This window comes from Serratia sp. LS-1, from assembly GCF_003719595.1.
GTDB classification, from domain to species: Bacteria; Pseudomonadota; Gammaproteobacteria; order Enterobacterales; family Enterobacteriaceae; genus Serratia; species Serratia ureilytica.
The window spans coordinates 3,617,771-3,643,051 of the sequence record NZ_CP033504.1 but is presented as its reverse complement, the minus strand read 5'-3'; the positions used below and the strand labels follow the sequence as shown (position 1 = coordinate 3,643,051).

Below are 25,281 nucleotides of genomic sequence, written 5' to 3'. Positions count from 1 at the left end.
TTACTATGAGCACCTTAGGCCATCAGTCCGATAATTCATTAGTGTCCAACGCCTTTGGTTTCCTGCGCTTTCCGCTGAACTTCATGCCTTACGACAGCGATGCAGAGTGGGTCATCACCGGCATTCCGTTTGACATGGCGACCTCCGGTCGCGCCGGCGGCCGTCATGGCCCGGCGGCCATCCGCCAGGTGTCCACCAACCTGGCTTGGGAAGGCAACCGTTGGCCGTGGAGCTTCGATCTGCGCGATCGCCTGAACGTGGTTGACTGCGGCGACATCGTGTTCAACTTCGGCGATGCGCAGGACATGAGCGACAAGCTGCAGGCGCACGCGGAGAAACTGCTGAAGGCCGGTAAGCGCATGCTCTCGTTCGGCGGCGACCACTTCGTCACCCTGCCGCTGCTGCGTGCGCACGCCAAGCATTTCGGCAAGCTGGCGCTGGTGCACTTTGACGCCCATACCGATACCTACGCCAACGGCAGCAAGTTCGACCACGGCACCATGTTCTATCATGCGCCGAACGAAGGCCTGATCGACCCGCATCACTCGGTGCAGATCGGCATTCGCACCGAGTTCGATCACGACAATGGCTTTACCGTACTGGACGCCGCGCAGGTGAACGATCGCAGCGTGGACGACCTGCTGACCCAGATCAAAGGCATCGTCGGCGATATGCCGGTGTACCTGACCTTCGACATCGACTGCCTGGATCCGGCGTTCGCACCGGGCACCGGCACGCCGGTGATCGGCGGCCTGACTTCCGATCGCGCGCTGAAACTGGTGCGCGGCATGCAGTCGCTGAACATCGTCGGCATGGACGTAGTGGAAGTGGCGCCGGCCTATGACCAGTCCGAGATCACCGCGCTGGCCGCGGCGACGTTGGGTCTGGAGATGCTGTACCTGCAGGCGGCCAAGAAACACGCCTGACGCCAGGCCACGCCTCGCTGAAAAAGCGGCTCCCATCGTATGGGGGCCGCTTTTTTTATTTCATTTGTCGCCATCCGTGCGGCGATTTTCAGTCTGTTGCAACGCCTTTGCGCAATTTTGCGCAGAAATGAAACGGAGTCAGTAAAAAGGAACCGGGATAACGGGGAGGATGAATATACTGCGGGCGGGTGCTCTGGATCTTTGTATCTAGAGCCTGCGTGAAAGGTACAAAGAGAAAAGCCCCGAGTCGATATTCATCAACCCGAGGCCTACTCTAACGCCAGCAACGTTAAGTTAGCCTCTTACCCGCCGCGAGGCAAGGAGAAGAAGGCATGATGCCGAACAAACGGAGCCTGTTAAAACTGGTGGTTATTTGTGCCACGGTAATATCACTGGCATGGATAACCCGTAGCACGCTGTGCGAGCTGCGGATCCGATCGGGCACTACGGAGGTTGCGGCCATTTTGGCTTACGAATCCGAACGGTAAGGCAACCCGGCGACGGGGGATGTCCCCCGTCTGCTGGTTGTTGGCGTCCAGATCCATGAGCACCCTCTCAAGGCCATTGGCTTTCTCTGCCTCTGCCACAACGGTGCGGGAACAGGCTATGCCCGCTTCACCTGGCGCGCCAGCAACATGCGGCCAAACAGTGCGCCGCCCGCCAGCAGCGTCAGCAGCTGCGAGGCGATCAGTACCGCAAAGCCCGAGGATACCTTGCCCTGGCTGGCCATCACCATGCCCATCGCCATCGGCACGAACGCCGAGAACAGATTGCCGATGCCGTTGATCAGCCCATAGGCGCTGCCGACCGCCTCCGGCCGCGCATAATGCTGCAGCAGCGTGGGGATCGCCGCGCCTTGCGCGCCCCAACAGGCGTTGGCCGCCAGCAGGAAGAACGCGATCCAGCCAAGCTGATGGCTGTTCATTACGCCATAGATGCACAGCGCGGTCGCCGCGCCGCCAAAGACGAAGATCAGCGGCGCCTGATAGGGGCGGATACGATCGAGCAGCACGCCGCCGAGGTATTTTGAGGCGATGCTGACGATGAAAGGCAGTGCGGCCATCCACCCCATCTGCTTGATGGAGAATCCTTTTTCATCGGTCAGGTAGGCCGGCAACCAGGCGCTGGACCCCCACAGATAGCTGAGCGTGGCGATCTCGATCAGCAGGATCCAACCGAGCATCGGCGTGCGCCAGGCCAGCGCGAAGGTATGCCAGACGCGGCTCAACACCGGCTGAGGATCGGCGGGGCGTGAAGATGAGGGTAAGGCTAGCGGATGAACGAACAGCCGCACCAGCGCCAGGCCCAACAGCAGGTTGAGCAGCGCCAGCAGGTGAAACGACATCGCCCACCCGAAGTGCGCCATCAGAAAACTCACCAGCGGAAAGCCGATCACCAGCCCCAACGAGACGCCCAGCGCGCTGACCGCGTTGGGTTTGCCGCGTTCGTCGGCGGCGAAATGATCGCTGATGTACATGGTCTTGAGCGAGAACAGCGGTCCTTCGCTGACGCCAAGCAGCGCGCGCACCGCGCACAGCAACAGCAGCGATCCCGCCAGCGGCGACGCGGCGGTGAACAGCGCCCACAGCACGACGCTCAGCGTCAGCGCGCGGCGGTAACCCATCAGCGTTTCCAGAAACGGTGTCAGCAACATGGCGGACAGGCCGTAACCGAGTAAAAACACCGTCATCAGCGTGCCCTGATGGGCGCGGTCACCGCCGAGTTGAAAGTGTTGCAGGAAGTCGGGATTGACCAACATCACGGCGATATTAACCCGATCCGCATAGGCGATAACGATCAGAAACAACAGGGCAATCACCCCAAACCAGCGTTGACGTTGTTGCACGGCGCGTTCCTCAGTGCGAGCGGTTGACGAATTCAGGCAGCAGTAAACTCACCTGCGGATGCCATTACGCGCAAACGCGGGGATGAGGCCGATTTATGTAAATTTATTGTTATAAAATTGGGTATAAAAGACAGCGAGAGCACTCTTTTACGCGCAATGCGCCGCCAGGATCAACGCAATTTTTGCCATAAATTAGCTGAAGAGCGCACAACTGACATAGGTTTTTCATATCGGTGCATTATTTCGTGATCCTTCCCGCATTTGTCATTTTTAAACAACCTTTCATTAACATTTGCCGCGCCGCTCGCTTGACGAAAGTTTCGCCAGACTTATAGTGACTGTATTAAATAAGAAACTGAGTTTCATATATGAAACAATCAGATAGAGGATAAAAGCAATGAGCTGGAAGAATGTGTGCGAAGTGTCTCAGGTGAAAGAAGATTTTCCTTTCTCCGGCAAAGTGGAAGGCAAAGAGATCGGGGTTTACCTGCTCGACGGTAACTACTATGCGCTGGAAGACGTCTGTCCGCATGCTTACGCCTTGCTCAGCCAGGGGTTTGTAGACGACGGCAAGGTTGAGTGCCCGCTGCACGAAGCGCTGTTTGACGTACGCACCGGCCAGTGTCTGCGCGAGCCGGGCGGCCGCGATCTGCAAACCTATCCCACCCGGGTGGTCGACAACCAAATCCAGATCACCTTTATCGCGGAGGAGTAATCATGCAGCACATCACCGATTTCAATCCCTGGCTGCCGGACACCCAACAGGTGACGCCGGCCCGCGAAGGCGGCAACGGTCAAATCCATCAGCCGGGCCAGTTCCGCAACGTTGTGTGGCAAAACCGTGCCCGGGTGCCGGACGGTTTCGAAACCGCGCTGGTGGCGGCGCTGGAAACGATTTTCGATCAGGGCGCGGAAGAGCTGGAACAGATCGTCAGCGCGTTGAATCAGCGCCGCCTGTTCGATCGCAGCGGCCAGCCGTGGAATGAGGCGACGTTCCGCGAATTCCTTCACGTTAACGGTTTCTGATCGACACCCGGGAGAAGACAATGACAGCAAACACAACATCCTCCGAACAGAGCTTGCAGGACTATCTTGACCAGGGGCTGCGCGGCATGTGGTATCCGGTGCTGGCCAGTTGGGAAGTAGGCAACAACCCGGTCGGCATCACCCGCCTTGAGCAACAAATCGTGGTGTGGCGCGACGGTGAAGGCCAGATACACGCGTTGGAAGATCGCTGCCCGCACCGCGGCGCGCGGCTTTCCATGGGGTGGAACCTCGGCGATCGCATCGCCTGTTGGTATCACGGGGTGGAAGTCGGCGGCGACGGGACGGTGAAAGACGTGCCGGCGGTGGATCGCTGCCCGCTGGTGGGGCAAAAATGCCTGCGCGCTTACCCGGCCAAAGAAGCCTACGGCGCGGTGTTCCTCTATTTTGGCGTGACGGCGGATGAAGCGCCGGCGGAGCTGACTTTCCCGCAAGAGCTGGCGGACGAAGCGTCGTACAGCCACTTCTTGTGTACCGCCAGTTGGAACTGCAACTACCAATACGCCCTGGAAAACGTGATGGATCCGATGCACGGCACCTACCTGCACTCTTCCTCGCACTCGATGGCGGAAGGGGATCGCAAGGCGGACATGGGGCTGGAGCCGACCGACAGCGGGTTTATCTTCAAGAAAAACGGCCAGATCGGCGTCAACTTCGACTGGGTGGAGTTCGGCAACAGCGGCGCGTATTGGATGCGTCTGTCGATCCCGTACAAAAAACGTTTCGGGCCGGGCGGCCACTTCTGGATCATCGGCATGGTGGTGCCGGAAGACAAGGATCACTGCCGGGTATTCTTCTGGCGCATCCGTAAGGTCAAAGACTGGCAGCGCGACATGTGGCGCTTCATGTATCGCAATCGCCTGGAATCATTGCATTGGGACGTCCTCGAGCAGGATCGCATCGTGCTTGAAAACATGGCGCCTAACGCCCGTGGCCGCGAATACCTGTACCAGCACGACGTCGGTCTGTCGCGCCTGCGCCGCCTGATGCAGAAAGAGGCGCAGAAACAGCTGGCGACGCTGCGCGAGCGGGAGGCGGCGCAGTGAACGGCCTGCTGAACGGCAAGCGCATCGTGGTCACCGGCGCGGCGCGCGGTCTGGGCTACAGCTTCGCCGCCGCCATTGCCGCTGCCGGCGCGCAGGTGGTGATGTGCGACATTTTGGCGGATGAGCTGGCGGCGAGCGGCGCCGCGCTGCGCGAGCAGGGCGCTCAGGTGGAAACGCAAATCATCGATCTGGCCTCACCGGATTCGATCCGTTCGGCGTTCGAGAAGATCGCCACAGGCGGCGGGATCGACGGGCTGGTGAACAACGCGGCGCTGGCGACCGGCGTCGGCGGTAAAACCATGATGGAATACGACATCGATCTGTGGGATCGGGTAATGCAGGTCAACGTGCGCGGCACCTGGTTGGTGAGCCAGGCGGCAGTGCCGCTGCTGGCGCGCAACCCGCACGCCAAGATCGTCAACGTGGCGTCGGACACCGCGCTGTGGGGCGCGCCGCGCCTGATGGCCTATGTCGCCAGCAAAGGCGCGGTGATTGCAATGACCCGTTCGATGGCGCGCGAGCTGGGCCCGCAGGGCATCTGCGTCAACGCTATTGCGCCGGGCCTGACGCGGGTGGAAGCCACCGAGTATGTGCCCGCCGAGCGCCATCAGCTGTATGAACAGGGGCGCGCGCTGGCCGGGGCGCAGCATCCGGACGATGTGAACGGCACGGTGCTTTATCTGCTGTCGCCGTTGGCGGATTTCGTCACCGGCCAACTGCTGCCGGTCAACGGCGGCTTCGTATTCAACTGACGGCCCGCAGGGCAGGCGCACAGCGCAGGAGCGAGAGATGGCGGACGAGCAAGCATGTAAGTATCTGATCCCGGGACTGGATCGCGGATTGCAGTTGCTGCTGGCGTTTGGCGAGCAGCATAAGGAAATGACCTTTGCCGAGTTGCATCGCCTGGTTGATATGCCGAAGGCCACCGCCTACCGCGTGGTGCAGACGCTCGAGCACCTGGGCTTTCTGGAGCGCAATCCGCGCACCAATACCTTCGCGCTGGGCATCAAGGTGCTGCGTCTCGGCTTTGAATACATCGCGTCGCTGGACGTCGCGCAGGCCGGCCAGCCGGTGATCGAACAGCTGCGCGATCGCAGCCAGTGCAGCAGCCATCTGGCGATCCGCGACGGGCGCGACGTGATCTATATCGCCCGCGTCAGCGCCGCCGGTTCTCAGATCAATCAGGTCAGCGTCGGCACCCGTTTGCCGGTGCACCAAACCTCGCTCGGCCGCATGTTGTTGACCAGCGCCACCCGCAGCGAGTTCGAACAACTCTATCCGGACGAGCAGCTGCCGGGCAACGCGCCGGGCACCCCGGCGGATCGCGAAACGCTGTGGCAGATGGTGCAGCAAGACAAGGCGCGCGGCTATGTGATCGGCGAATCATTCTTCCGCCACGGCATCTCCTCGATCGTCTACCCGATCTTCAACCGTGAGCAGCGGGTCGAGGCGGTGGTCAGCATCATGGTGCCGTCCGATGAGATCCCGAAAGCGGATCGCGAGCGGCTGCGCATGGAAGTGCGCGATGCGGCGGAGAAAATTTCCGGCTTCCTCGGCGCGCCGCCGCAGGCCAACGTCGGCTAACCGACAGGACCGACTCTTTCACTCAGGCAGGGATAAGGCCCACAGCAAACAGGGGCCGGGGTTCAGTCATGCCTGAAAACCGTATACAGCGAGAACGTGAGGCTGAGCAATGAGCGTAATCGGAATCGAAAAACTGGAGTTTGGCGTCGAAGATCTGCCAACCTGCGAAAAATTCATGCATGACTTTGGCCTGCAGCCCGCCACGCAACATTGGGGCGAACCGCAGCGCGAATTCACTACCCTGAGCGGGGCGCGGGTCGTTCTGCACCCGTTGCAAAGCGCGGCGCTGCCTGCGGCGTTTGAAGGCGGTTCCACCCTGCGCCGCATGACCTGGGGCGTGGCATCGCCCGCGGATCTGGCGCGTCTGCAGCCGCGTTTGGCGTTGATGCCCGGCTTTCGTCAGGTGGGGGAAGAGCTGGAATGCCGCGATCCCAACGGCATGACGCTGCGCTTCGTCGTCAGCCGCCAGCAGGCGGTCGAAGTGCCGGTCACGCCGATCAACCAGTGGGGCGACGTGCGCCGCATCGATCAACCCAGCCCGGTCTACTCGCAGGCGCAGCCGATCAATATCGGCCACGTGGTGTTCTTCGTTGACGATCTGGCGGCGACCGAGCGTTTCTACCGCGAGCTGTTGGATTTCCAGGTTTCCGATCGCTATATCGATCGCGCCGTCTTCCTGCGCACCCAGGCGCGCGGCGGCCACCATAATCTGTTCCTGCTGAAGCTGCCTAACCGCCCACGCGGCCTGAACCATGTGGCGTTCACCGTGCGCGATATCCATGAAGTGATCGGCGGCGGCATCGCCATGAACAAAGAGCAGTGGAGCACCTTCATCGGCCCTGGCCGCCACCCGATTTCCTCGGCGTATTTCTGGTACGTCAACAGCCCGACCGGCGGCGCGTTCGAGTACTACACCAACGACGATTATCTGACGGAAAACTGGCAGCCGCGCGAGCTGGAACATTCGCTGGTCTCCTTCACCGAATGGGCGGTAGAAGGCGGCATCGATCACGATACGCGCCGCCAGCATAAAAAGGCGGAGGCGTTATGAACCGGCCGGAACAGGCGGGCATTGTCATCGTCGGCGGCGGCCAGGCCGGCGGTTGGGCGGCCAAGACGCTGCGTGACCGGGGTTACAGCGGCCGGCTGACGGTGATAAGCGACGAACCCTACGATTTTTACGAGCGGCCGCCGCTGTCGAAAGCGGCGCTGCTGGATGCCGCGGCTCCCCTGAGCCGGCTGTTCAGCGAACAGGCGGTGGCGGAGCTGAACATCGACTGGCGTCGCCCGCTGCGCGCCGAGTCTATCGACGCCGAACAGCAAATCGTCACGCTCAGCGACGGGCGACGGCTGCAGTTCGAGCAGTTGCTGATCGCCACCGGCGGGCGGCCGCGTTTGCCGGGCGCCGCCTGGGCGCAGCACCCGCGCGTGATGACGCTGCGTTCCTGGGATGATGCGGCCCGGTTGCGGCAGGGCCTGCAGAGTTGCCGTCGCCTGGCGATCGTCGGCGGCGGTTGGATCGGGCTGGAGATCGCCGCTTCTGCGCGCCGTCTCGGCGTTGAGGTGACGGTGTTTGAGCGCCAGCCTGCGCTGTGCATGCGCAGCGTCGGCGCCGATGTCTCACAGGCGTTGCTCGAACTGCATCGCCGGCAGGGCGTGACGGTGTTGTGCGGCTGCGGCGAGATCTCGCTGGAAGATCGCGACGGCGCCGCCTGGATCGGCAGCGAAGTCAGCGATCCGCAGGCCTTCGATCTGGTGGTGGTGGGGATCGGCGTCGAGCTGAATCTCGAACTGGCGCGCAGCGCCGGGCTGGCTATCGAGTCCGGCATCGTGGTCGACGGCCAGGGGCGCACCAGCCATCCGGCAATCTTCGCCGCCGGCGATGTGGCGCGCCACCCGACGCTCGGCCTGTGCCTGCAGTCCTGGGCCTACGCGCAAAATCAGGCCATCAGCACCGCCTGCGCAATGCTCGACGCCTTCGCCGCTCCGTATGACGACGTGGCCTGGCTTTGGTCGGATCAATACGACGTCAATATCCAGATCCTCGGCGTGCCGAGCGGCGGCGTGCACCATGTGGTGCGCTGCACGCCGCAGTCGCAGGTGTTCTTCACGCTGAACGCCGATCGGCAACTGGTGCAGATGGTGGCGTTCAACGACGCGCGCACCATCAAACTCGGCAAGCGTTGGCTGGCGAGCGGCCGGGTGCTGGATCCGCAGCAGCTGGCGGATGCGGAGTTTTCTTTGATGGCGTTGAAATAACGCCCGAACCTCGGGAGCGTTTTATGACTACGCAAGACATTGACGCCCGCGCTGGACGGGCGGGGGAAACCGTTGCCGAAAATCCGCAGCAGCGGGTGCGCTGGTCGGTACCGATCGCGCTGTTCGCCTGCGTGCTGCTGGCGTTTTTCGACAAAATCAGCATCGCGGCGCTGTTTTCCGACGCCGAGTTTCAGCAGGCGCTGGGCATCGGTTTTGACCCGGCGCGGCTGGGGTTGCTGATGAGCGCGTTTCTGTTCTCCTACGGCATCTCCTCGATGCTGCTCAGCGGCATCGGCGATCGGCTTAATCCGGTCAAAGTATTGATTGGCATGATGGTGGTGTGGGGCGTGCTGATGGTGTTGATGGGGCTGGTGCGCTCCTATCACGCCATGATGACGCTGCGCATTCTGCTCGGCATCGCCGAAGGGCCGCTGCTGCCGATGGCCTACGCCATTATTCGTCAGGCCTTCCCGCCGCAGCTGCAGGCGCGCGCCACCATGCTGTGGCTGCTCGGCACGCCGCTCGGGGCCGCGCTCGGCTTCCCGGTCACCCTGTACATCCTCAATACCTTCGACTGGCAGGCCACCTTCTTCTTTATGGCGTTTCTGACACTGCCGGTGATGTTGCTGGTGCTGTTCGGCATGCGCCACCTGAACGTGTCGCGTCCGGCGGCGGCGGCCAAGCCGGCGGTGTCCGAACGCCAACAGCATCGCCGCGAGCTGTTGCGCAGCCCGCATTTCTGGATGATTTGCCTGTTCAATATCGCCTTCCTGACCTACCTGTGGGGCATGAACGGCTGGTTGCCGAGCTATCTGATCAAGGGCAAAGGCATTCATCTGGAACATGCCGGTTACCTCTCTTCGCTGCCGTTCATCGCCATGCTGCTCGGTGAAGTGCTGGGCGCCTGGCTGTCGGACAAGCTGGATCGGCGTGCGCTGGCCTGCTTCCTGTCGCTGTGCGGCGCCGGCCTTGGCCTGGCGGTGGTGCTGCACCTGCAGGGCACTTACAGCGTGATCGCCGCCATGGCTTTCAGCACCTTTATGTGGGGCGCCGGCGCGCCGAATATTTTCGCGTTGTTGGCGAAGGCGACCAGCAGCAAGGTCAGCGCCACCGCCGGCGGCATTTTCAATGGACTGGGCAATTTTGCCGGCGCGCTGGCGCCGGTGCTGATGGGGGCGTTGATCGCCGCCACCGGCAATATGGATAACGGCCTGCTGTTCCTGGTGGTGATGGCGTTCGTCGGCTGCCTCATTCTGCTGCCGTTGCTGAGAAAGTACTGAATTAACAATTGCTAAGCCCAATGGATTTCATGCTGTGGCTAGGCGGCAAGTTCGTGAGTCTCCAGGAGCTTACTGCGGTAAGTGACTGGTGCGAACGAATGCAGCCAACAACGCCACAGCGTGAAAGACGAAGGGGATAACCATTTGATTCAACAGAGGAGTGACAACATGTCTCAGGTTGAGAACAAAGCCGGCGTCAAGCCGCAGGATCTGTCGATGGAAAACTGGGTGGAGTCGCGCATCGCCCGTTTTGAAGGCCGCAAATACGACTGGAACGCGCTGAAATTCCAGGCCGATTTCGACCCGAAATACCGCCGCGCGCAGATGCGCTACATCGGCACCGGCGCCACCGGCGTGGCCAGCGACGCCAACACCATTCCGGCGGGCAATTTCACCTTCTCCACCATGGTGTTGCCGTCGAAGTGCGAGGGCCCGTTGCACCTGCACGACGACGTGGAAGAAGTGTTCTTCATGCTGAAAGGCAGCATCACGCTGATGATCCAGGATGGCGAAGAGTATTACGAAACCAGGCTGAAAGAGCGCGATCTGATCTCGGTGCCGGCGGGGGTGTATCGCGGCCTGTTCAACCACGGCGAGGAAGAGGCGCTGATGTGCGTGATGCTCGGCACCGCCAAGCCGGAGATCCCGACCTATCCGGCGGATCACCCGCTGTCCAAAGTGAAGCGCAACTGATGAACGGCCTGGCGCAACGCCAACGGGCGCGCTGCGGGGCGTATACCCTGAGCTGGCGCGAGGCCGGGCAGGGGCGGCCGGTGGTATTGCTGCACGGCATCAGCTCCGGATCGGCCTCGTGGATCAAGCAGCTCAACGATAGCGGCCTGACGGACGGCCGCCGTCTGTTGGCGTGGGATGCGCCGGGCTACGGCGGCAGCCTGCCGTTGGCGGATCCTCAGGCCGATGCCGCCGGTTATGCGGCGGCGTTGGCGGCGCTGATTGATGAGCTGCAGCTGGCGCAGCCGCTGATCGTCGGCCATTCGCTGGGGGCGCTGATCGGCAGCGCCTATGCCGCCGGCTATCCGGACGGGTTATGTGGATTGGTGTTGGCGGATCCGGCGCAGGGCTATGCCACGGCGCCGGAGGAAAAACGTCGGCAGGTGTACGGCCAGCGCCAACAGATGATAGAGACGCTGGGGCCGGTGGGCTATGGCGAGCAGCGGGCGGCGGCCTTGCTGCGTGAAGGGGCGGATCCGCAGGATATCGCCTGGGTGCGCAACGGCATGCAGCAGCTCGATCCCGACGGTTTTCTGAGCGCCGCCTGGATGCTGGCCAACGACGATATCGGCCGCTATCTGGCGCGCTATCGCGGCCCTCTGGAAGTCTGGTGCGGTGAACAGGATCGCATTACGCCGCCGGAGAAGGCGGCCGAGCTGGCGCGTGAGCAAGACGCGACGCTGCGCCTGATTGCCGCCGCCGGTCACGCCAGCTACCTCGATGCGCCGGCGTGTTTCAACCGCTATCTGCGGGATTTTACGGGAGCAATCCAACGATGAATTTTCAGCTTGAGGATCGGGTGGCGGTGGTGACCGGCGGCTCATCGGGCATCGGTTTCGAAACCCTGAAACTGCTGCTGGCCGAAGGGGCGAAGGTGGCGTTCTGCGGCCGCGATCCGGACAAACTGGCCGGCGCGGAGGCCAGCCTGCGCGCGGACTTCCCGCAGGCGGAGATCCTGGCGCTGCGCTGCGACGTGCTGGATGCGCAGCAGGTGGCGCAGTTCGCCGCTCAGGTGACGGCGCGTTTCGGCGGCGTGGATCTGCTGATCAACAACGCCGGTCAGGGCTTCGTCGCCCACTTTGACCAGACGCCGCGCGAAGCCTGGCTGCATGAGGCAGAGCTGAAGCTGTTCGGCGTGATCAACCCGGTGCAGGCGTTTTTACCGGCGCTGGAACGATCGGATATCGCGTCTATCACCTGCGTGAACTCGCTGCTGGCGCTGCAGCCGGAAGAACACATGATCGCCACCTCGGCGGCGCGCGCCGCGCTGCTCAATATGACGTTGACGCTGTCGAAAGAGCTGGTGGGCAAAGGCATTCGGGTTAACTCGATCTTGCTGGGGATGGTGGAGTCGGGCCAATGGCGCCGCCGTTTCGACGATCGCAGCGATAAAGATCAAAGCTGGGAGCAGTGGACGGCGGCGATCGCCGAACGCCGCGGCATCCCGATGAAGCGCCTCGGCAAGCCGCAGGAACCGGCGCAGGCGCTGCTGTTCCTCGCTTCGCCGCTGGCTTCCTTTACCACCGGCGCGGCGCTGGACGTTTCCGGCGGCTTTAACCGCCATGTGTAACAGGGGCCGAAAAAGATGAAGAAGATCATGATGATTGGCTATGGCGCGATGGCGAAGGAAGTGATCGCCCGTTTGCCTGAAGGCGTGGAGGTCGGCTGGATCCTGGCGCGCGCAGCTCATCATGCGGCGATCGATGAGGCTTTTGCTGGGCGCGTGCAGGCACTGACCCATCCGGAGCAGTGTTCGCAGCGGCCGGATCTGGTGCTGGAGTGCGCCAGCCAGCAGGCGGTGGCGGAGTTTGGCGAAGCGGTGCTGCAGCGCGGCTGGCCGCTGGCGCTGATCTCGACCGGCGCGCTGGCGGACGCCGCATTGCAACAGCGGTTGCAGCAGGCCTGCCGCAGCCATCACGGGCAACTGATCGTGCTGTCCGGCGCGGTGGCGGGCATGGACGGGCTGGCGTCGGCGCGCGAAGGCGGGCTGGAGAGCGTGACCTATCAGGCCAGCAAAAGTCCGGCCAGCTGGCGCGGCAGCCCGGCGGAACAGTTGATAGATCTCGATGCGGTGAGCGAAGCGCAGGTATTTTTTGAAGGGTCGGCGCGTGAAGCGGCGCGTTTATTCCCGGCCAACGCCAACGTGGCGGCCACCATTGCTCTCAACGGCCTGGGGATGGACGCCACTCGGGTACGCCTGCAGGTCGATCCCGCCACCCGACGCAATACCCATCGCCTGCAGGTGTGCGGCGACTTTGGCGAGTTTCACATCGAGCTGAGCGGCACCCCGCTGGTGAGCAATCCCAAAACATCAACCCTGGCGGCGCTGAGCGCGGTACAAGCCTGCCGCCGTCTGGTGGACGGCGGTTTTATTGCCTGAACGGCAGGAGCGGAGCATGGAACGATTGAATATTTTTGTCGCCGGGCGCTGGCGTGAAGGGCGCGGCGAAGAGATGGCTTCGGTATTCCCGGCCGACGGCAGCGTCAACGCGCGGCTGCGCGCCGCTAACGTCGAGGATGTCAACGAGGCGGTTGAGGCGGCGGAAAAGGCCTGGCGCGCGCCGGAATGGCGTGGGCTGGTGCCGCACCAACGCGCCTCAATTCTCTACCGCGTGAGCAACCTGATCCTGGCGCAGCAGGAACAGCTGGCTGAGCTGCAGACGCGCGACAACGGCAAGCCGCTGGCGGAGACCCGCGGGCTGGTGGCCAGCGCGGCGGCGACCGCGCGTTACTTCGCCGCCACTTGCGAAGTGCTGGAGGGCGAGCTGCCGACCCCGCGCAGCGCCGAAGTGATGACGCTCAGCCAATATCAACCGATGGGGGTGATCGCCGCCATTACGCCGTGGAACTCACCGATCGCCAGCGAAATGCAGAAGGTGGCGCCGGCGCTGGCGGCGGGCAACGCGGTGGTGCTCAAACCGGCCGAAGCCACGCCGCTGATGGCGCTGAAGCTGGCCGAGCTGTTCGAACAGGCGGGGCTTCCTGCCGGGCTGCTCAGCGTGCTGCCGGGCAAAGGTTCGGTGATCGGCGAGGCGTTGGCACGCCATCCGTTGGTGAAAAAGATCGCCTTTACCGGCGGAACCAGCACCGGGCGCCATTTGGCGCACATCGCCGCCGACAAGCTGATCCCCACCTCGCTGGAGCTGGGCGGTAAATCGCCGACCATCGTGCTGGAGGACGCCGATCTGGAGCAGGCGGCGCGCGGCATCTGCTACGGCATTTTCAGCTCCGCCGGCCAGGCGTGCATCGCCGGTTCGCGGCTGTTCGTGCATCGTTCGCTGTATCAGCCGCTGCTGGCACGCTTGACCGAACTGACGGCGGGGCTGCGCATCGGCAACCCGCTGGTGCCGGGCGTGCATCTCGGCCCGCTGATCAGCGCCAAACATCGGCAAAGCGTGGCGGACTACGTGGCGCTGGCGCGGCAGGAGGGCGGCCGGGTGGTCATCGGCGGTGAAGCGCCGGCCGATCCGCAACTGGCGAGCGGCAGCTATTACCTGCCGACCATTATTGAAGGTTTGAACAACGACGCCCGCGTCTGCCAAGAGGAGATCTTCGGGCCGGTGCTGGTGGCGCTGCCGTTCGACGACGAGCGACAGCTGATCGAACAGGCCAACGACTCGGTGTACGGCCTGGCGGCCGGCATCTGGAGCCGCGATTTCCCGCGGGCGATGGCGCTGGCGGAGCGGCTGGAAACCGGCACCGTCTGGGTCAACACCTACAAAACGTTCTCGATTTCCACGCCGTTCGGCGGTTTCAAAGAAAGCGGGCTGGGCCGCGAAAAGGGCCTGAACGGCATCAAGGCCTACATGCAGCAGAAAAGCGTGTATCTGGCGCTGAGCCATCAGGTGAACCGCTGGAGCGACTAGGCCGACACCTCTACGCATAACCCTAATAACGACTACCCTAAGAAGGCAGATGATGAGCGATAAAATCACGGTTGGCGAGGCGATAGCCCGGACTCTGGAACAGTACGCGGTGTCGGCGATGTACGGCATCATTTCGATTCATAATCTGCCGATCGCCGATGCGGTGGGGCAGCGCGATAAAATTCGCTTCGTGCCGGCGCGCGGCGAAGCGGGCGCGGTCACCATGGCCGATGCGCATGGGCGCTTCTCCGGCCTGGGCGTGGCGTTGACCAGCACCGGCGCCGGCGCGGGCAACGCGGTGGGGGCGATGATTGAAGCGCTTAACGCCAACACGCCGCTGTTGCATATCACCGGCCAGGTGGAAAAAGCCTATCTGGACGCCGACGCCGGGTTTATTCATGAAACCCGGGATCAGCTCGGTTTTCTGCGTGCCTGCTCCAAGCGCGCCTACCGGGTCAATTCGCCGGAACAGGCGGTGGCGGTGATCCAGCGAGCGATCCTGGATGCGCAAACCGCGCCCTGCGGCCCGGTGGCGGTCGAGATCCCGATCGATATCCAAAGCAGCCTGGTTTCCCGCTCGGTGCTGACCGAAGCGTTGGCGCCGGCGCCGCTGCCGAAGGCGGACGATGCGGCGGTGGAGCGGTTGCATCAGCGGCTGAAACAGGCCAAGCGCCCGTTGCTGTGGCTGGGCGGCGGCGCGTTGGCCTGCGGTGATGCAGTGCGCAAGCTGGCGGACGCCGGCGTGGCGGTGATCTCCAGCACCCACGGGCGCGGCATTCTGCCGGACAGCCATCCGCGCAGCCTGCGGGCGTTCCACAACTCGCCGAGCATCGAGGCTATCCTGACGCAGTGCGACCTGACGCTGGTGGCCGGTTCACGGTTGCGCAGTAATGAAACCCGCACCTGGACGCTGCCGCTGCCGCGCCCGCTGGTGCAGATTGACATCGATCCGGCGGCGGCCAACCGCAACTACCTGGCCGATGAGCAGATCAATGGCGACTGTGCGGCGCTGCTGGCCGCGCTGGCGGCGCGGCTGAGCCCCGGCGAGAAGGTCAACGCCGAGTGGGATGCCGAGATCGCGGGGGCGGTGCAGCAGGCGGAGAGCGCGTTGCGTCAGCAGTCCGGTGAATACGCCAAACTCAACGACGCCATCGACGCCGCGCTGCCGCAGGACGGATTGCTGGTGCGCGATATCACCGTTTCCGGCAGCGTCTGGGGCAGCCGTTTGTTCCGCGCGATCTCGCCGCTGTGCAACATTCACTCGCTGGCCGGTGCTATCGGCATGGGGCTGCCGATGGCGATCGGCACCGCGATCGCCAACCCGCAGCGCAAGGTGGTGGGGCTGGTGGGCGATGGCGGTTTGGCGCTGGGCCTGGGGGAACTGGCGACCATGGCGCAGGAACAGGTGAACATCACCCTGTTGATCATGAACGACGGCGGTTATGGCGTGATGCGCGGCATTCAGGACAAGTATTTCGCCGGGCGCCAGTATTACAACGAGCTGCATACGCCGGCCTTTACTCAAATAGCCGAAGCGATGGGGCTGAAAGCCTGGAAGGTCGAGGCGGCGGCGCAGTTCAACGGCGTGCTGGCCGAAGCGATCAACTACCCGGGGCCGTCGGTGGTCGAGGTGGACATGAAGCAGGTCGGGCCGCTGACCTTCGCCGGGCCGCCGCAGAAGACGCTGTATTGAGACGATAAAAAACGCCCGGCGGTTGCCGGGCGTTCTCGTTGTTACTTCTCTGCCGCGATGCGATCGCGAATGTGCTGCGCGCGCGCTTGGGAAGACGGGTGATCGTCGAACATGCTGCTCTGACGGCCGGCTTCCATTTGGGCCAGTTTTTCGAAGCTGGTGGCCAGGCCGTTCGGATCGATGCCGCGCTTTTTCAGCAGATCGAACGAATAATCATCCGCTTCGCTTTCCTGTTTCTGCGAGAACTGGGCGCTGACCAGCTTCTCGCCGATGTCCGCCAGCTGCGACTGCGACAGCGAGCCGATAACGCCGCCGGCGGAGGACGCCGCGGTGCGCAGCGCCACGGTGCCGTAAGCCACCTGCATCGCTTTGCGGGTGTGGCCCAGCGCCACGTGGCCCATTTCGTGGCCCAGCACGCCTTCCACTTCGTTGTCGTTCATGATGTCCATCAGGCCGCTGTAAACGCGGATACAGCCGTTGGCCATCGCCCAGGCGTTGACGTCTTTGGTCACGTAGACCTTGTAGTTGGCCGGGGTGCCGTTGATGTTGTCGCCCAGCGCCGCAGCGATTTTGTTGAGACGCTTGGCATAGGTGCTGTCGGCCGGCGCGATTTGTGCCTTGCTGTCCATCTCGGCGCAGGATTTATCACTCAGGGCCTTAACGTCGTTGTTGCTCAGGGTCGCCGCCTGGAACGCCTGCGCGCCGGACTGCATCAGGGTTTCGGTATTCAGGTTTTGACAGCCGGTTGCCAAGGTGGCAATGCCCAACGCAATCAAAGAGGTACGGATCTTCATAACGCCATCTTCCTGTGAAGGTAACAAGGTAAAAGAGTCATTTTGCTTTGAGGCTATCTTGCCGCAAGAGCCTAGTGTACGCCAGACGGGGCGAGAATAGTGTTATTCCGAAAAAGCGTCCAATCGTGCTAATAAGTGGTGAACTCGCTCTCATTTGGCATTAGGGATTGCCGTTGTGATGTGGAGTCTGAGAAAATAGGGAACTTGACTGCTTTTTTTATCCGACCTGGAGTAAAACATGTCCTCTCGTAAAGAGCTTGCCAACGCCATCCGCGCACTCAGCATGGACGCCGTACAAAAAGCAAATTCCGGCCACCCGGGGGCCCCTATGGGCATGGCGGACATCGCCGAAGTCCTGTGGCGTGACTACCTCAACCACAACCCGACTAACCCGCACTGGGCTGACCGCGACCGTTTCGTGCTCTCCAACGGCCACGGCTCCATGTTGATTTACAGCCTCCTGCACCTCACCGGCTACGACCTGCCGATGCGCGAGCTGGAAAACTTCCGTCAGCTGCACTCCAAAACCCCAGGCCACCCGGAGTACGGCTACACCCCGGGCGTTGAAACCACCACCGGTCCGCTGGGCCAGGGCATCGCCAACGCCGTCGGCTTCGCCATCGCCGAACGCACCCTGGCGGCGCAGTTCAACCGCCCAGGTCACGACATCGTCGACCACCACACCTACGCCTTCATGGGCGACGGCTGCATGATGGAAGGCATCTCGCACGAAGTCTGCTCCCTGGCCGGCACCCTCAAGCTCGGCAAGCTGACCGCCTTCTACGATGACAACGGCATCTCCATCGACGGCCACGTCGACGGCTGGTTCACCGACGACACCGCCCTGCGTTTCGAAGCCTACGGTTGGCACGTGGTGCGCAACGTCGACGGCCACAACCCGGACGCCATCAAGGCCGCGATTGAAGAAGCCCGCAAGGTGACCGACAAGCCATCGCTGCTGATGTGCAAGACCGTTATCGGCTTCGGCTCGCCGAACAAGGCCGGCACCCATGACGTGCACGGCGCCGCGCTGGGCGCCGCCGAAGTGGCCGCCACCCGCGAAGCGCTGGGCTGGAAATACGCCGCCTTTGAAATCCCGCAGGACATCTACGCCCAGTGGGACGCCAAGGAAGCCGGTCAGGCCAAAGAAGCGGCCTGGAACGACAAGTTCGCCGCCTACGCCAGGGCCTTCCCGGAACTGGCCGCCGAGTTCAAGCGCCGCATGAACGGCGAGCTGCCGGCGGACTGGAAAGCGGACGCCAAGGCGTTCGTGGAAAAACTGCAGGCCAACCCGGCCAACATCGCCAGCCGCAAGGCGTCGCAGAACGCGCTGGAAGCGTTCGGCAAGGTGCTGCCGGAGTTCCTGGGCGGCTCCGCCGACCTGGCGCCGAGCAACCTGACCATGTGGTCCGGTTCGAAAGCGCTGAACGTTGACCCGGCGGGCAACTACATTCATTACGGCGTGCGCGAGTTCGGCATGACCGCCATCACCAACGGCATCGCGCTGCACGGCGGCTTCCTGCCGTACTCGGCGACCTTCCTGATGTTCGTGGAATACGCCCGCAACGCGGTGCGCATGGCGGCGCTGATGAAGCTGCGCAACGTGTTCGTCTACACCCACGACTCCATCGGTCTGGGCGAAGACGGCCCGACCCACCAGCCGGTGGAGCAGCTGGCGAGCCTGCGCGTGACCCCGAACATGAGCACCTGGCGTCCGTGTGACCAGGTGGAATCGGCGGTGGCGTGGCAGTACGGCATCGAGCGCAACGACGGCCCGACCACGCTGGTGTTCTCGCGCCAGAACCTGACCCAGCAGCCGCGCACCGCAGAGCAGCTGGCGAACGTGTACCGCGGCGGCTACGTGCTGAAAGACTGCGCGGGCACGCCGGACGTTATCCTGATTGCCACCGGCTCCGAAGTGGGTATCACGGTGGAGGCGGCGGACAAACTGACCGCGGCGGGCCGCAAGGTGCGCGTGGTGTCGATGCCGTCGACCGACGCGTTCGACAAGCAGGATGCGGCGTACCGCGAGTCGGTGCTGCCGGCGGCGGTAACGGCGCGCGTGGCGGTGGAAGCGGGTATCGCGGACTACTGGTACAAGTACGTGGGCCTGAACGGCGCTATCGTGGGCATGACCACCTTCGGTGAGTCGGCGCCGGCGGAGCAGCTGTTCGCCGAGTTCGGCTTCACCGTGGACAACGTGGTGGCCAAGGCGCAGGCGCTGCTGAAGTAAGCCGCCGGGCGCAAGCCGATAAAAAAGCCGGTCATCATGACCGGCTTTTTTTATGGGCGGAAATCGCGATTACGACGCGGCCTTGACGCTTTCGGCGCTGCGCAACCGGTCGTAAGCCGCCGCCAGCAACAGCACCAACAGCGTAGGCTGCAGCCAGACCAGACCCTGCTCGGCCAGCGGCAGCTTATCGAACCAGGCGGGCAGCAGGCCGCTGAAGCTTGAAGCCTTCAGGCCATCGGCCAGGCCGAACACCAGGCTGGTAGCGATCACCGGCGCGAAGACGCGTCTGGCGCTGCGCCAGCGGTTCTGGCTGAAGCTGAGCAACACCAGCGCGATGCAAGGCGGGTAGATCGCCGTCAGTACAGGCAGTGAGACGCGGATCAGATTGGCCAGCCCCATGTTGGAAACCAGCATGGCGAAGAGGGCGAGGATGACCACCAGCGCGCGATAAGAGAGCGGCAGGTAGCGGGAGAAGAAGTCCGCGCAGGCGCAGGTCATGCCGACCGCCGTCACCAGGCAAGCGATGAACATCAGCACCGCCATAAAGACGCTGCCCAGATCGCCGAAGGTGTGCTGCACATAGGCGTGCAGGATTGCCGCGCCATCCTGAGCACCGCTGCCGACCAGGCTGCCGCTGCCGGCGCCCAGCTTGAACATGCAGATATAGACCAGCGTCAGGCCGACGCCGGCGATCAGGCTGGCCCACAGGGTGTAGCGCAGCAGCAGGCCGCTGTCGCTGACGCCGCGCGAGCGGGCGGCGGTGACGATAATCGAGCCGAACATCAGCGCCGACAGCGTGTCCATGGTTTGATAACCCTGCACGAAGCCGGTGGAAAACGCCGCTGCCTGATAGCTGCCGACGGCGGAGACCGGCGCACCGGCGGGCCACACCAGGGCGGCGATGCCGAGCGCGGCCAGCGCCAGAATTTTCAGCGGCGCCAGAATATGGCCGACGTTATCGAGCAAGCGGCCGGGATACAGCGACACAACCATCGCCAGGGTAAAGAACAGCAGGCTGTAGATGAACTGCGGCAGGGCGCCGTCGCCGGTGAAGGGCGCGATGCCGAGGGCGAAAGAAACATTGGCGGTTCGCGGGGTGGCGAACAGCGGGCCGAGCGCCAGATAGCAGACGGTCGCCAACAGCAGGCCGGCGGTGCGGCCGATGGGGCCGGTCAGCAGGCTGATGCTGCCGCCGACGCGCGCCAGCGCGATCACGGCGATCACCGGCAGAGCGACGGCGGTCACCATAAACCCGAGTGCGGCCGGCCACAGATGTTCACCGGACTGCAGCCCCACCAGCGGGGGGAAAATGATGTTGCCGGCGCCGACAAACAGGGCGAAGGTCATAAAGCCCAGGGCGATAATGTCTTTCGGGGATAAACTCTTGGTCATAACGGTATGGCACTGCCTGTATTCATGAAATAAACGGCCTGGCTGCGAAATGAAGCGCTGCAGAAGGAGGCGCGTGGGGCTGCGTACGCCCGCAAAAATTTTCGTCCGGCAGGATATAATAATTCGGCGACAAAAACCTGATTAATCCAGCGCTGTTTATCCTGGCGTGAACCGGCCACACAGAGGGATCATGGCGGCCGGCCCGGCAGCGCGTTAGCGCGCCACCCTGTCTATCGACAGCGGAATTTCGATATGCGGCTTGAAAGAGACGTGCCGTCTTCGACCGGTTTACGGGGGAAAAAGATCGGCATATCGCGGGTTGAATGCCGGCTTTGTTCTGACGTTGCCGGGGCGCCATCGTACAGCGAATTCGCCTGCTGCGGCGCTCACGCCTGGCAGAATAGTCTGCGACACGGATGACCGCAAAGCCCGCGCCGCCGGGCGTGGATATTGACTGAAAAACGTCCAACCTCACAAAACCGAAAGATAACAAGCAACGCCGTTGCCTCGTCGCAATTATTAACTGTATGTTAATTTTTGGTTTATTAAATGTGATCTGGGGATGGATGATGATGAAAAAAATCAGCGCTACCGTGGCTGCAATCACCTTACTGGGCTCCGTTTCCGCCTATGCGGCCTTCCCGGCGGGCTACCCCGCCGACTATCAGAAACTGGTCGACGGCGCGAAGAAAGAAGGCAAGGTGGTGATTTACTCGACCACCGACACCAAGGCGGCGGCGCCGCTGATCCAGGGATTTGAGGCGTTGTATCCGGGCATCAAGGTCGAATACAACGACATGAACAGCACCGAACTGTATAACCGCTTCATCAGCGAGCAGGCGGCCGGCGGCACCAGCGGCGACCTGGTGTGGAGTTCGTCGATGGACACCATTTTGAAACTGGCGGGCGATTACGCGCAGGAGTATGCCTCTCCGGAGCGGGCTCAGCTGCCAAAATGGGCGGTATGGCAAGATAAAGTGTATGGCACCACCTATGAGCCGGTGGTGTTCATCTATAACAAACGCTTGATCCCGCAGGGCGATGTGCCGGATTCGCACGCGGCGTTGGCCAAGCTGATCGCCAGCCAGACGGACAAATTCAAGAAGAAAGTCACCACTTACGACATCGAAAAATCCGGCGTCGGCTTCATGCTGTCGGTGCAGGACTTCAAGGCCGATCCCAACTACTTCAAAACGCTGGCCGACGTGGCCAAGGGCGGGCTGGCGGTGCAATCCTCAACCGGCACCATGATGGAACGCGTTTCCTCCGGTGAAAACCTGATCGGTTTCAATATTCTCGGCTCATACGCCGAGGCCCGCGCCAAGAGCGATCCGTCGCTTGGCATCGTCTATCCGAAAGACTATACCCTGGTGCTGTCGCGCGTGAGCTTCATCAGCAAAGAAGCCGGTCACCCTAACGCCGCCAAGCTGTGGTTCGACTACGTGCTGTCGGAGAAAGGGCAAAATATTCTCGCTAATCAGGCTGATATCCCTTCGATCCGCAACGATGTCGAAGGCAAGAACGACATCGACGGCATGACCAAGCTGCTGGGCAACGCGCTCAAGCCGATCCCGGTCGACGACAGCCTGCTGGAGTATCTGCAGCCGGCCAAGCGTCTCGACTACATCAAACAATGGCGCGCCGCCGCGGCGAAATAACAGGGACTGCATTCGGACGCGCGCCTGACGTACAGGCGCGCGCCCTTTGGTCGTCGTTTACAACCATAGGGAGCATTTATGCAAGCATGGCGCAGAAAGTGGCAGAGCCTGCCGCGCGGCCTGGTGGTGTTGATAACCGCGCTGGTTATCTATGTCCCCCTGTCGTTTATCATCATTCAAAGCTTCCTCTCGGCTCCGTTTTTCTCTCCCTCCAAGGTCTTCAGCCTGGAGGCCTTCGAGTTCATCTTTACCGATCCGGATTTCTACAAGGCGCTGAGAAGCGGCTTTATTCTGGCATTCGGCCTGGTAATCATCGCTATCCCGCTCGGCGGCATTTTGGCCTTCCTGATGGTGCGCACCGATCTGCCGGGGCGGCGGATCATCGAACCGCTGATTTTGGTGCCGATCTTCGTGTCGCCGATGGTGCTGGGCTTCGGTTACGTGGTGGCGGCGGGGCCGGTGGGCTTCTTCTCGCTGTGGGCGGAGGCGCTGCTGGGCTTCGTGCCGTGGAACATCTATTCGATGGCCAGCATCGTGGTTATCGCCGGGTTGACGCACGTGCCCCACGCCTACCTGTACATCTCCTCGGCGCTGCGCAGCGTGGGCTCAGACGTTGAAGAAGCGGCGCGCACCGCCGGCGCTACGCCGCTGCAGGTGATGACCGCCGTCAGCCTGCCGATGGTGCGGCCGTCTATCTTGTACGCCGGGGTGCTGCTGTTCTTCCTCGGGCTGGAGGTGTTCGGCCTGATGCTGGTGTTGGGCGATCCGGAGGGCAACCTGGTGCTGGCGACCTACCTGTATCAGTTGACCAACAAGCTGGGCACGCCGTCTTACCACCTGATGGCGGCGGTAGCAGTGGTGCTGATTTGCATCACCATTCCGTTGGTGATGCTGCAGCGCAGGCTAATGCGTACCGCCAACCGTTTCGTCACCGTCAAGGGCAAAGCCTCGCAGGCGCGCGCGTTGCCGCTGGGCAAATGGCGCTGGGTGGCCGGCGCGGTGGTGATGTTCTGGCTGACCGTGACCATCGGCGTGCCGCTGATCGGCGTGGTGCTGCGCGCCTTTATCTCCAACTGGGGCGTGGGCGTGTCTGTCTGGGACGAACTGTCGATCAACACCTTCCGCACCATCTGGGCGCAGCCCAACCTGCTGCGCGCCATCGTCAACTCGATGGCGATCGGGGTGATCGGCGGGGCGCTGGCGGTCGCGTGCTATCTGTTTATCGGCATCGCGATGCACCGCAAGCCGGACGGCGCCACGCGCTTCCTCGACTACAGCGTGCTGGTGCCGCGCGCGGTGCCGGGGCTGTTGGCCGGTTTGGCGTTCCTGTGGGTGTTCCTGTTCCTGCCGATGTGGCTGGATAAATCGCTCAAGGAAGGCTGGCTGTCCGTGCTGCCGATGGCCGAATGGCTGCGCGAGAACGTGATCGTCTGGCTGCGTTCGCTGCGCAGCACCATCTTCAGCGTCTGGCTGGCCTACACCGTGGTGTGGATGGCCTATGGCCTGCGGCTGATCTCTTCCACGCTGCTGCAGGTAGGGCCGGAACTGGAGGAAGCCGCGCGCAGCGCCGGCGCCAGCCGCGGCCAGATCACCCGACACGTTACCATTCCGCTGTCGCGCTACGGCCTGATCGGCTCCTGGCTGCTGATGTTCCTGATCTTTGAACGCGAATATTCCACCGGGGTGTATCTGCTGTCTCCGGGCACGGAAACCATCGGCTCGATGCTGGTTTCCCTGTGGGCCGCGGGCGCCATCGATATCGTCGCCGCGCTGTCGTTCATCAATATCCTGCTGGTGGTGCTGGGGCTGGGGATCGCTTTGCGCTTTGGAGTGAAATTACATGATTGAACTTTCGGTAGAGAACCTGCATTTGACCTATGGCGACAACCCGGTGCTGAAAGGGGTGTCGATGGATCTGAAACGGGGCGAAGTGGTCTCGCTGCTGGGCCCGTCGGGCAGCGGCAAAACCACGTTGCTGCGGGCGGTGGCCGGGCTGGAGAAGCCGAGCCAGGGGCGGATCGTCATCGGCGACAGCGCGGTTTACAACGGTAGCGCGCGCAGCGAAATTCCCGCCGAAGAGCGCAACCTGGGGCTGGTGTTTCAGTCCTACGCCCTGTGGCCGCATAAAACGGTGTTTGAGAACGTCGCTTATCCGCTGAAGCTGCGTAAGACCGCCTCGGCGGAAATCGCCCAACGGGTACAGGCGGTGCTGGATCAGCTCGGGCTGGGGCATTTGGCCAAGCGCCATCCGCACCAGCTCTCCGGCGGCCAGCAACAGCGGGTAGCGATCGGCCGTGCGCTGGTCTACAACCCGCCGGTGATCCTGCTGGATGAGCCGCTGTCCAACCTCGACGCCAAGCTGCGCGAAGAAGCGCGGGTATTTCTGCGCGAGCTGATCATCAAGCTCGGTCTGTCGGCGCTGATGGTGACCCACGATCAGAACGAAGCGATGGCCATTTCCGATCGCATCCTGCTGCTCAATAACGGCAAAATCGAACAGCAGGGCACGCCGCAGGAGATGTACGGTTCGCCCGCCACGCTGTTCACCGCCGAATTCATGGGCAGCAACAACCGGTTGCCTGGCAAGATCGTGGCGCTGGAAGATGGCCGGGCGCGCATCGAAGGTAAGGATTGGGCGCTGTGGGGCAAAGCGGGCGAAGGCGTGCAGGTCGGGCAGGAGGGCACGGCGGTGATCCGCGTGGAGCGCGTGCGGTTGGGTGAAGATCCACAGGGTAATCAGCTTGAGCTGCCGTTGCTGACCAGCATGTATCTCGGCGATCGCTGGGAATACCTGTTCCGCACCGTGGCCGAAGATTTCGTGGTACGCGCCTATGGCCACGAGGCGCGCGATCGGGCGCTGTGCCGGCTCTCCCTGCCGGCCGAGCATCTGTGGATATTCCCGAAAGCTTAACCAGGACGCCCGCCGTT

At 62.7% G+C, this 25,281-nt stretch carries 23 protein-coding genes; 20 read left to right on the top strand and 3 right to left on the bottom strand.

Going from position 1 to position 25,281, the window contains the following annotated elements; all coding sequences use genetic code 11:
* Positions 1-5 precede the first annotated feature (5 nt).
* Both speB and EDY99_RS17400 read left to right on the top strand, forming a co-directional pair.
* Positions 6-926 carry an agmatinase gene (speB, locus tag EDY99_RS17405; protein WP_004937606.1) on the top strand — a complete coding sequence of 307 codons (921 nt, stop codon included), beginning with the start codon at positions 6-8 and terminating at the stop codon, positions 924-926.
* Positions 927-1,261: 335 nt separating this feature from the next.
* The gene (locus EDY99_RS17400; RefSeq protein WP_004937610.1) at positions 1,262-1,414 is read left to right on the top strand and encodes a Hok/Gef family protein; all 153 of its coding nucleotides are present in this window, start codon (positions 1,262-1,264) and stop codon (positions 1,412-1,414) included.
* 116 nt (positions 1,415-1,530) lie between these two features.
* On the opposite strand, the gene EDY99_RS17395 is transcribed toward EDY99_RS17400, so the two are convergent.
* Positions 1,531-2,772 (bottom strand): MFS transporter, encoded by a 1,242-nt coding sequence (locus EDY99_RS17395; RefSeq protein WP_033644712.1) that lies wholly within the window; start codon positions 2,770-2,772, stop codon positions 1,531-1,533.
* A gap of 397 nt (positions 2,773-3,169) precedes the next feature.
* On the opposite strand from EDY99_RS17395, the gene EDY99_RS17390 reads away from it, so the two are divergent.
* From EDY99_RS17390 to EDY99_RS17325, 14 genes are all read left to right on the top strand, one after another.
* Positions 3,170-3,487, top strand: a complete 318-nt coding sequence (locus tag EDY99_RS17390; protein ID WP_004937614.1) for a non-heme iron oxygenase ferredoxin subunit — start codon at positions 3,170-3,172, stop codon at positions 3,485-3,487.
* 2 nt (positions 3,488-3,489) lie between these two features.
* Positions 3,490-3,798, top strand: coding sequence for a recombinase-like helix-turn-helix domain-containing protein (locus tag EDY99_RS17385; RefSeq protein WP_019456046.1), 309 nt, complete (start codon positions 3,490-3,492; stop codon positions 3,796-3,798).
* 20 nt (positions 3,799-3,818) lie between these two features.
* Positions 3,819-4,862, top strand: coding sequence for an aromatic ring-hydroxylating dioxygenase subunit alpha (locus tag EDY99_RS17380; protein WP_033652735.1), 1,044 nt, complete (start codon positions 3,819-3,821; stop codon positions 4,860-4,862).
* On the top strand, positions 4,859-5,614 hold the full coding sequence (locus EDY99_RS17375; protein WP_033644716.1) for an SDR family oxidoreductase: 756 nt from the start codon (positions 4,859-4,861) through the stop codon (positions 5,612-5,614). Before EDY99_RS17380 ends, EDY99_RS17375 begins: the two co-directional genes overlap by 4 nt.
* A 37-nt stretch (positions 5,615-5,651) precedes the next feature.
* Complete coding sequence (locus EDY99_RS17370; protein ID WP_033639418.1) at positions 5,652-6,446, top strand: IclR family transcriptional regulator; 795 nt, start codon at positions 5,652-5,654, stop codon at positions 6,444-6,446.
* A gap of 109 nt (positions 6,447-6,555) precedes the next feature.
* On the top strand, positions 6,556-7,497 hold the full coding sequence (locus tag EDY99_RS17365) for a VOC family protein (protein WP_033644717.1): 942 nt from the start codon (positions 6,556-6,558) through the stop codon (positions 7,495-7,497).
* Positions 7,494-8,705 carry an NAD(P)/FAD-dependent oxidoreductase gene (locus EDY99_RS17360; protein WP_123061959.1) on the top strand — a complete coding sequence of 404 codons (1,212 nt, stop codon included), beginning with the start codon at positions 7,494-7,496 and terminating at the stop codon, positions 8,703-8,705. The genes EDY99_RS17365 and EDY99_RS17360 overlap by 4 nt, the downstream gene beginning before the upstream one ends.
* A 23-nt stretch (positions 8,706-8,728) precedes the next feature.
* On the top strand, positions 8,729-9,985 hold the full coding sequence (locus EDY99_RS17355) for an MFS transporter (protein WP_033652738.1): 1,257 nt from the start codon (positions 8,729-8,731) through the stop codon (positions 9,983-9,985).
* A 168-nt stretch (positions 9,986-10,153) separates the two neighbouring features.
* The gene (locus EDY99_RS17350; protein WP_004937634.1) at positions 10,154-10,678 is read left to right on the top strand and encodes a cupin domain-containing protein; all 525 of its coding nucleotides are present in this window, start codon (positions 10,154-10,156) and stop codon (positions 10,676-10,678) included.
* Positions 10,678-11,496 (top strand): alpha/beta fold hydrolase, encoded by an 819-nt coding sequence (locus EDY99_RS17345; RefSeq protein ID WP_101453747.1) that lies wholly within the window; start codon positions 10,678-10,680, stop codon positions 11,494-11,496. Before EDY99_RS17350 ends, EDY99_RS17345 begins: the two co-directional genes overlap by 1 nt.
* Positions 11,493-12,287 carry an SDR family oxidoreductase gene (locus EDY99_RS17340; RefSeq protein ID WP_033644722.1) on the top strand — a complete coding sequence of 265 codons (795 nt, stop codon included), beginning with the start codon at positions 11,493-11,495 and terminating at the stop codon, positions 12,285-12,287. The genes EDY99_RS17345 and EDY99_RS17340 overlap by 4 nt, the downstream gene beginning before the upstream one ends.
* Positions 12,288-12,302: 15 nt before the next feature.
* Entirely contained in the window at positions 12,303-13,097 is a 795-nt protein-coding gene (locus EDY99_RS17335) for an aspartate dehydrogenase (RefSeq protein ID WP_096242586.1), read from the top strand.
* A 16-nt stretch (positions 13,098-13,113) separates the two neighbouring features.
* Complete coding sequence (locus EDY99_RS17330) at positions 13,114-14,583, top strand: aldehyde dehydrogenase (protein WP_123061958.1); 1,470 nt, start codon at positions 13,114-13,116, stop codon at positions 14,581-14,583.
* Between the two features lie 52 nt (positions 14,584-14,635).
* On the top strand, positions 14,636-16,276 hold the full coding sequence (locus tag EDY99_RS17325; RefSeq protein ID WP_033652742.1) for a thiamine pyrophosphate-binding protein: 1,641 nt from the start codon (positions 14,636-14,638) through the stop codon (positions 16,274-16,276).
* A 41-nt stretch (positions 16,277-16,317) separates the two neighbouring features.
* Here EDY99_RS17325 and EDY99_RS17320 read toward each other — a convergent pair whose 3' ends face one another.
* Entirely contained in the window at positions 16,318-17,070 is a 753-nt protein-coding gene (locus EDY99_RS17320) for a M48 family metallopeptidase (protein ID WP_004937650.1), read from the bottom strand.
* A gap of 238 nt (positions 17,071-17,308) precedes the next feature.
* On the opposite strand from EDY99_RS17320, the gene tkt reads away from it, so the two are divergent.
* Positions 17,309-19,303 (top strand): transketolase, encoded by a 1,995-nt coding sequence (gene tkt, locus EDY99_RS17315; protein ID WP_033632127.1) that lies wholly within the window; start codon positions 17,309-17,311, stop codon positions 19,301-19,303.
* 69 nt (positions 19,304-19,372) lie between these two features.
* Here the strand turns inward: tkt and brnQ are convergent, their stop codons facing one another.
* Positions 19,373-20,695: a branched-chain amino acid transport system II carrier protein gene (gene brnQ / locus EDY99_RS17310; protein ID WP_060660267.1), complete on the bottom strand. Its 1,323-nt coding sequence runs from the start codon at positions 20,693-20,695 to the stop codon at positions 19,373-19,375.
* Between the two features lie 569 nt (positions 20,696-21,264).
* On the opposite strand from brnQ, the gene EDY99_RS17305 reads away from it, so the two are divergent.
* The 3 genes from EDY99_RS17305 (at position 21,265) to EDY99_RS17295 (ending at position 25,264) form a co-directional block, all read left to right on the top strand.
* On the top strand, positions 21,265-22,353 hold the full coding sequence (locus tag EDY99_RS17305; protein WP_033644933.1) for an ABC transporter substrate-binding protein: 1,089 nt from the start codon (positions 21,265-21,267) through the stop codon (positions 22,351-22,353).
* Positions 22,354-22,431: 78 nt separating this feature from the next.
* A complete protein-coding gene (locus EDY99_RS17300) occupies positions 22,432-24,201 on the top strand; it encodes an iron ABC transporter permease (RefSeq protein WP_033644727.1) in 1,770 nt (589 codons plus the stop codon).
* Positions 24,194-25,264, top strand: coding sequence for an ABC transporter ATP-binding protein (locus EDY99_RS17295; protein WP_033652192.1), 1,071 nt, complete (start codon positions 24,194-24,196; stop codon positions 25,262-25,264). The genes EDY99_RS17300 and EDY99_RS17295 overlap by 8 nt, the downstream gene beginning before the upstream one ends.
* Positions 25,265-25,281: the final 17 nt, after the last annotated feature.

Coding starts and splice junctions, on each gene's coding strand:
- brnQ (WP_060660267.1), bottom strand. CDS start 20,695: ATGACCAAGAGTTTATCCCCGAAAGACATTATCGCCCTGGGCTTTATG.
- EDY99_RS17300 (WP_033644727.1), top strand. CDS start 22,432: ATGCAAGCATGGCGCAGAAAGTGGCAGAGCCTGCCGCGCGGCCTGGTG.
- EDY99_RS17400 (WP_004937610.1), top strand. CDS start 1,262: ATGCCGAACAAACGGAGCCTGTTAAAACTGGTGGTTATTTGTGCCACG.
- EDY99_RS17345 (WP_101453747.1), top strand. CDS start 10,678: ATGAACGGCCTGGCGCAACGCCAACGGGCGCGCTGCGGGGCGTATACC.
- EDY99_RS17350 (WP_004937634.1), top strand. CDS start 10,154: ATGTCTCAGGTTGAGAACAAAGCCGGCGTCAAGCCGCAGGATCTGTCG.
- EDY99_RS17335 (WP_096242586.1), top strand. CDS start 12,303: ATGAAGAAGATCATGATGATTGGCTATGGCGCGATGGCGAAGGAAGTG.
- EDY99_RS17390 (WP_004937614.1), top strand. CDS start 3,170: ATGAGCTGGAAGAATGTGTGCGAAGTGTCTCAGGTGAAAGAAGATTTT.
- EDY99_RS17385 (WP_019456046.1), top strand. CDS start 3,490: ATGCAGCACATCACCGATTTCAATCCCTGGCTGCCGGACACCCAACAG.
- EDY99_RS17320 (WP_004937650.1), bottom strand. CDS start 17,070: ATGAAGATCCGTACCTCTTTGATTGCGTTGGGCATTGCCACCTTGGCA.
- speB (WP_004937606.1), top strand. CDS start 6: ATGAGCACCTTAGGCCATCAGTCCGATAATTCATTAGTGTCCAACGCC.
- EDY99_RS17305 (WP_033644933.1), top strand. CDS start 21,265: ATGATGAAAAAAATCAGCGCTACCGTGGCTGCAATCACCTTACTGGGC.
- EDY99_RS17295 (WP_033652192.1), top strand. CDS start 24,194: ATGATTGAACTTTCGGTAGAGAACCTGCATTTGACCTATGGCGACAAC.
- EDY99_RS17330 (WP_123061958.1), top strand. CDS start 13,114: ATGGAACGATTGAATATTTTTGTCGCCGGGCGCTGGCGTGAAGGGCGC.
- EDY99_RS17360 (WP_123061959.1), top strand. CDS start 7,494: ATGAACCGGCCGGAACAGGCGGGCATTGTCATCGTCGGCGGCGGCCAG.
- EDY99_RS17355 (WP_033652738.1), top strand. CDS start 8,729: ATGACTACGCAAGACATTGACGCCCGCGCTGGACGGGCGGGGGAAACC.
- EDY99_RS17370 (WP_033639418.1), top strand. CDS start 5,652: ATGGCGGACGAGCAAGCATGTAAGTATCTGATCCCGGGACTGGATCGC.
- EDY99_RS17365 (WP_033644717.1), top strand. CDS start 6,556: ATGAGCGTAATCGGAATCGAAAAACTGGAGTTTGGCGTCGAAGATCTG.
- tkt (WP_033632127.1), top strand. CDS start 17,309: ATGTCCTCTCGTAAAGAGCTTGCCAACGCCATCCGCGCACTCAGCATG.
- EDY99_RS17380 (WP_033652735.1), top strand. CDS start 3,819: ATGACAGCAAACACAACATCCTCCGAACAGAGCTTGCAGGACTATCTT.
- EDY99_RS17340 (WP_033644722.1), top strand. CDS start 11,493: ATGAATTTTCAGCTTGAGGATCGGGTGGCGGTGGTGACCGGCGGCTCA.
- EDY99_RS17325 (WP_033652742.1), top strand. CDS start 14,636: ATGAGCGATAAAATCACGGTTGGCGAGGCGATAGCCCGGACTCTGGAA.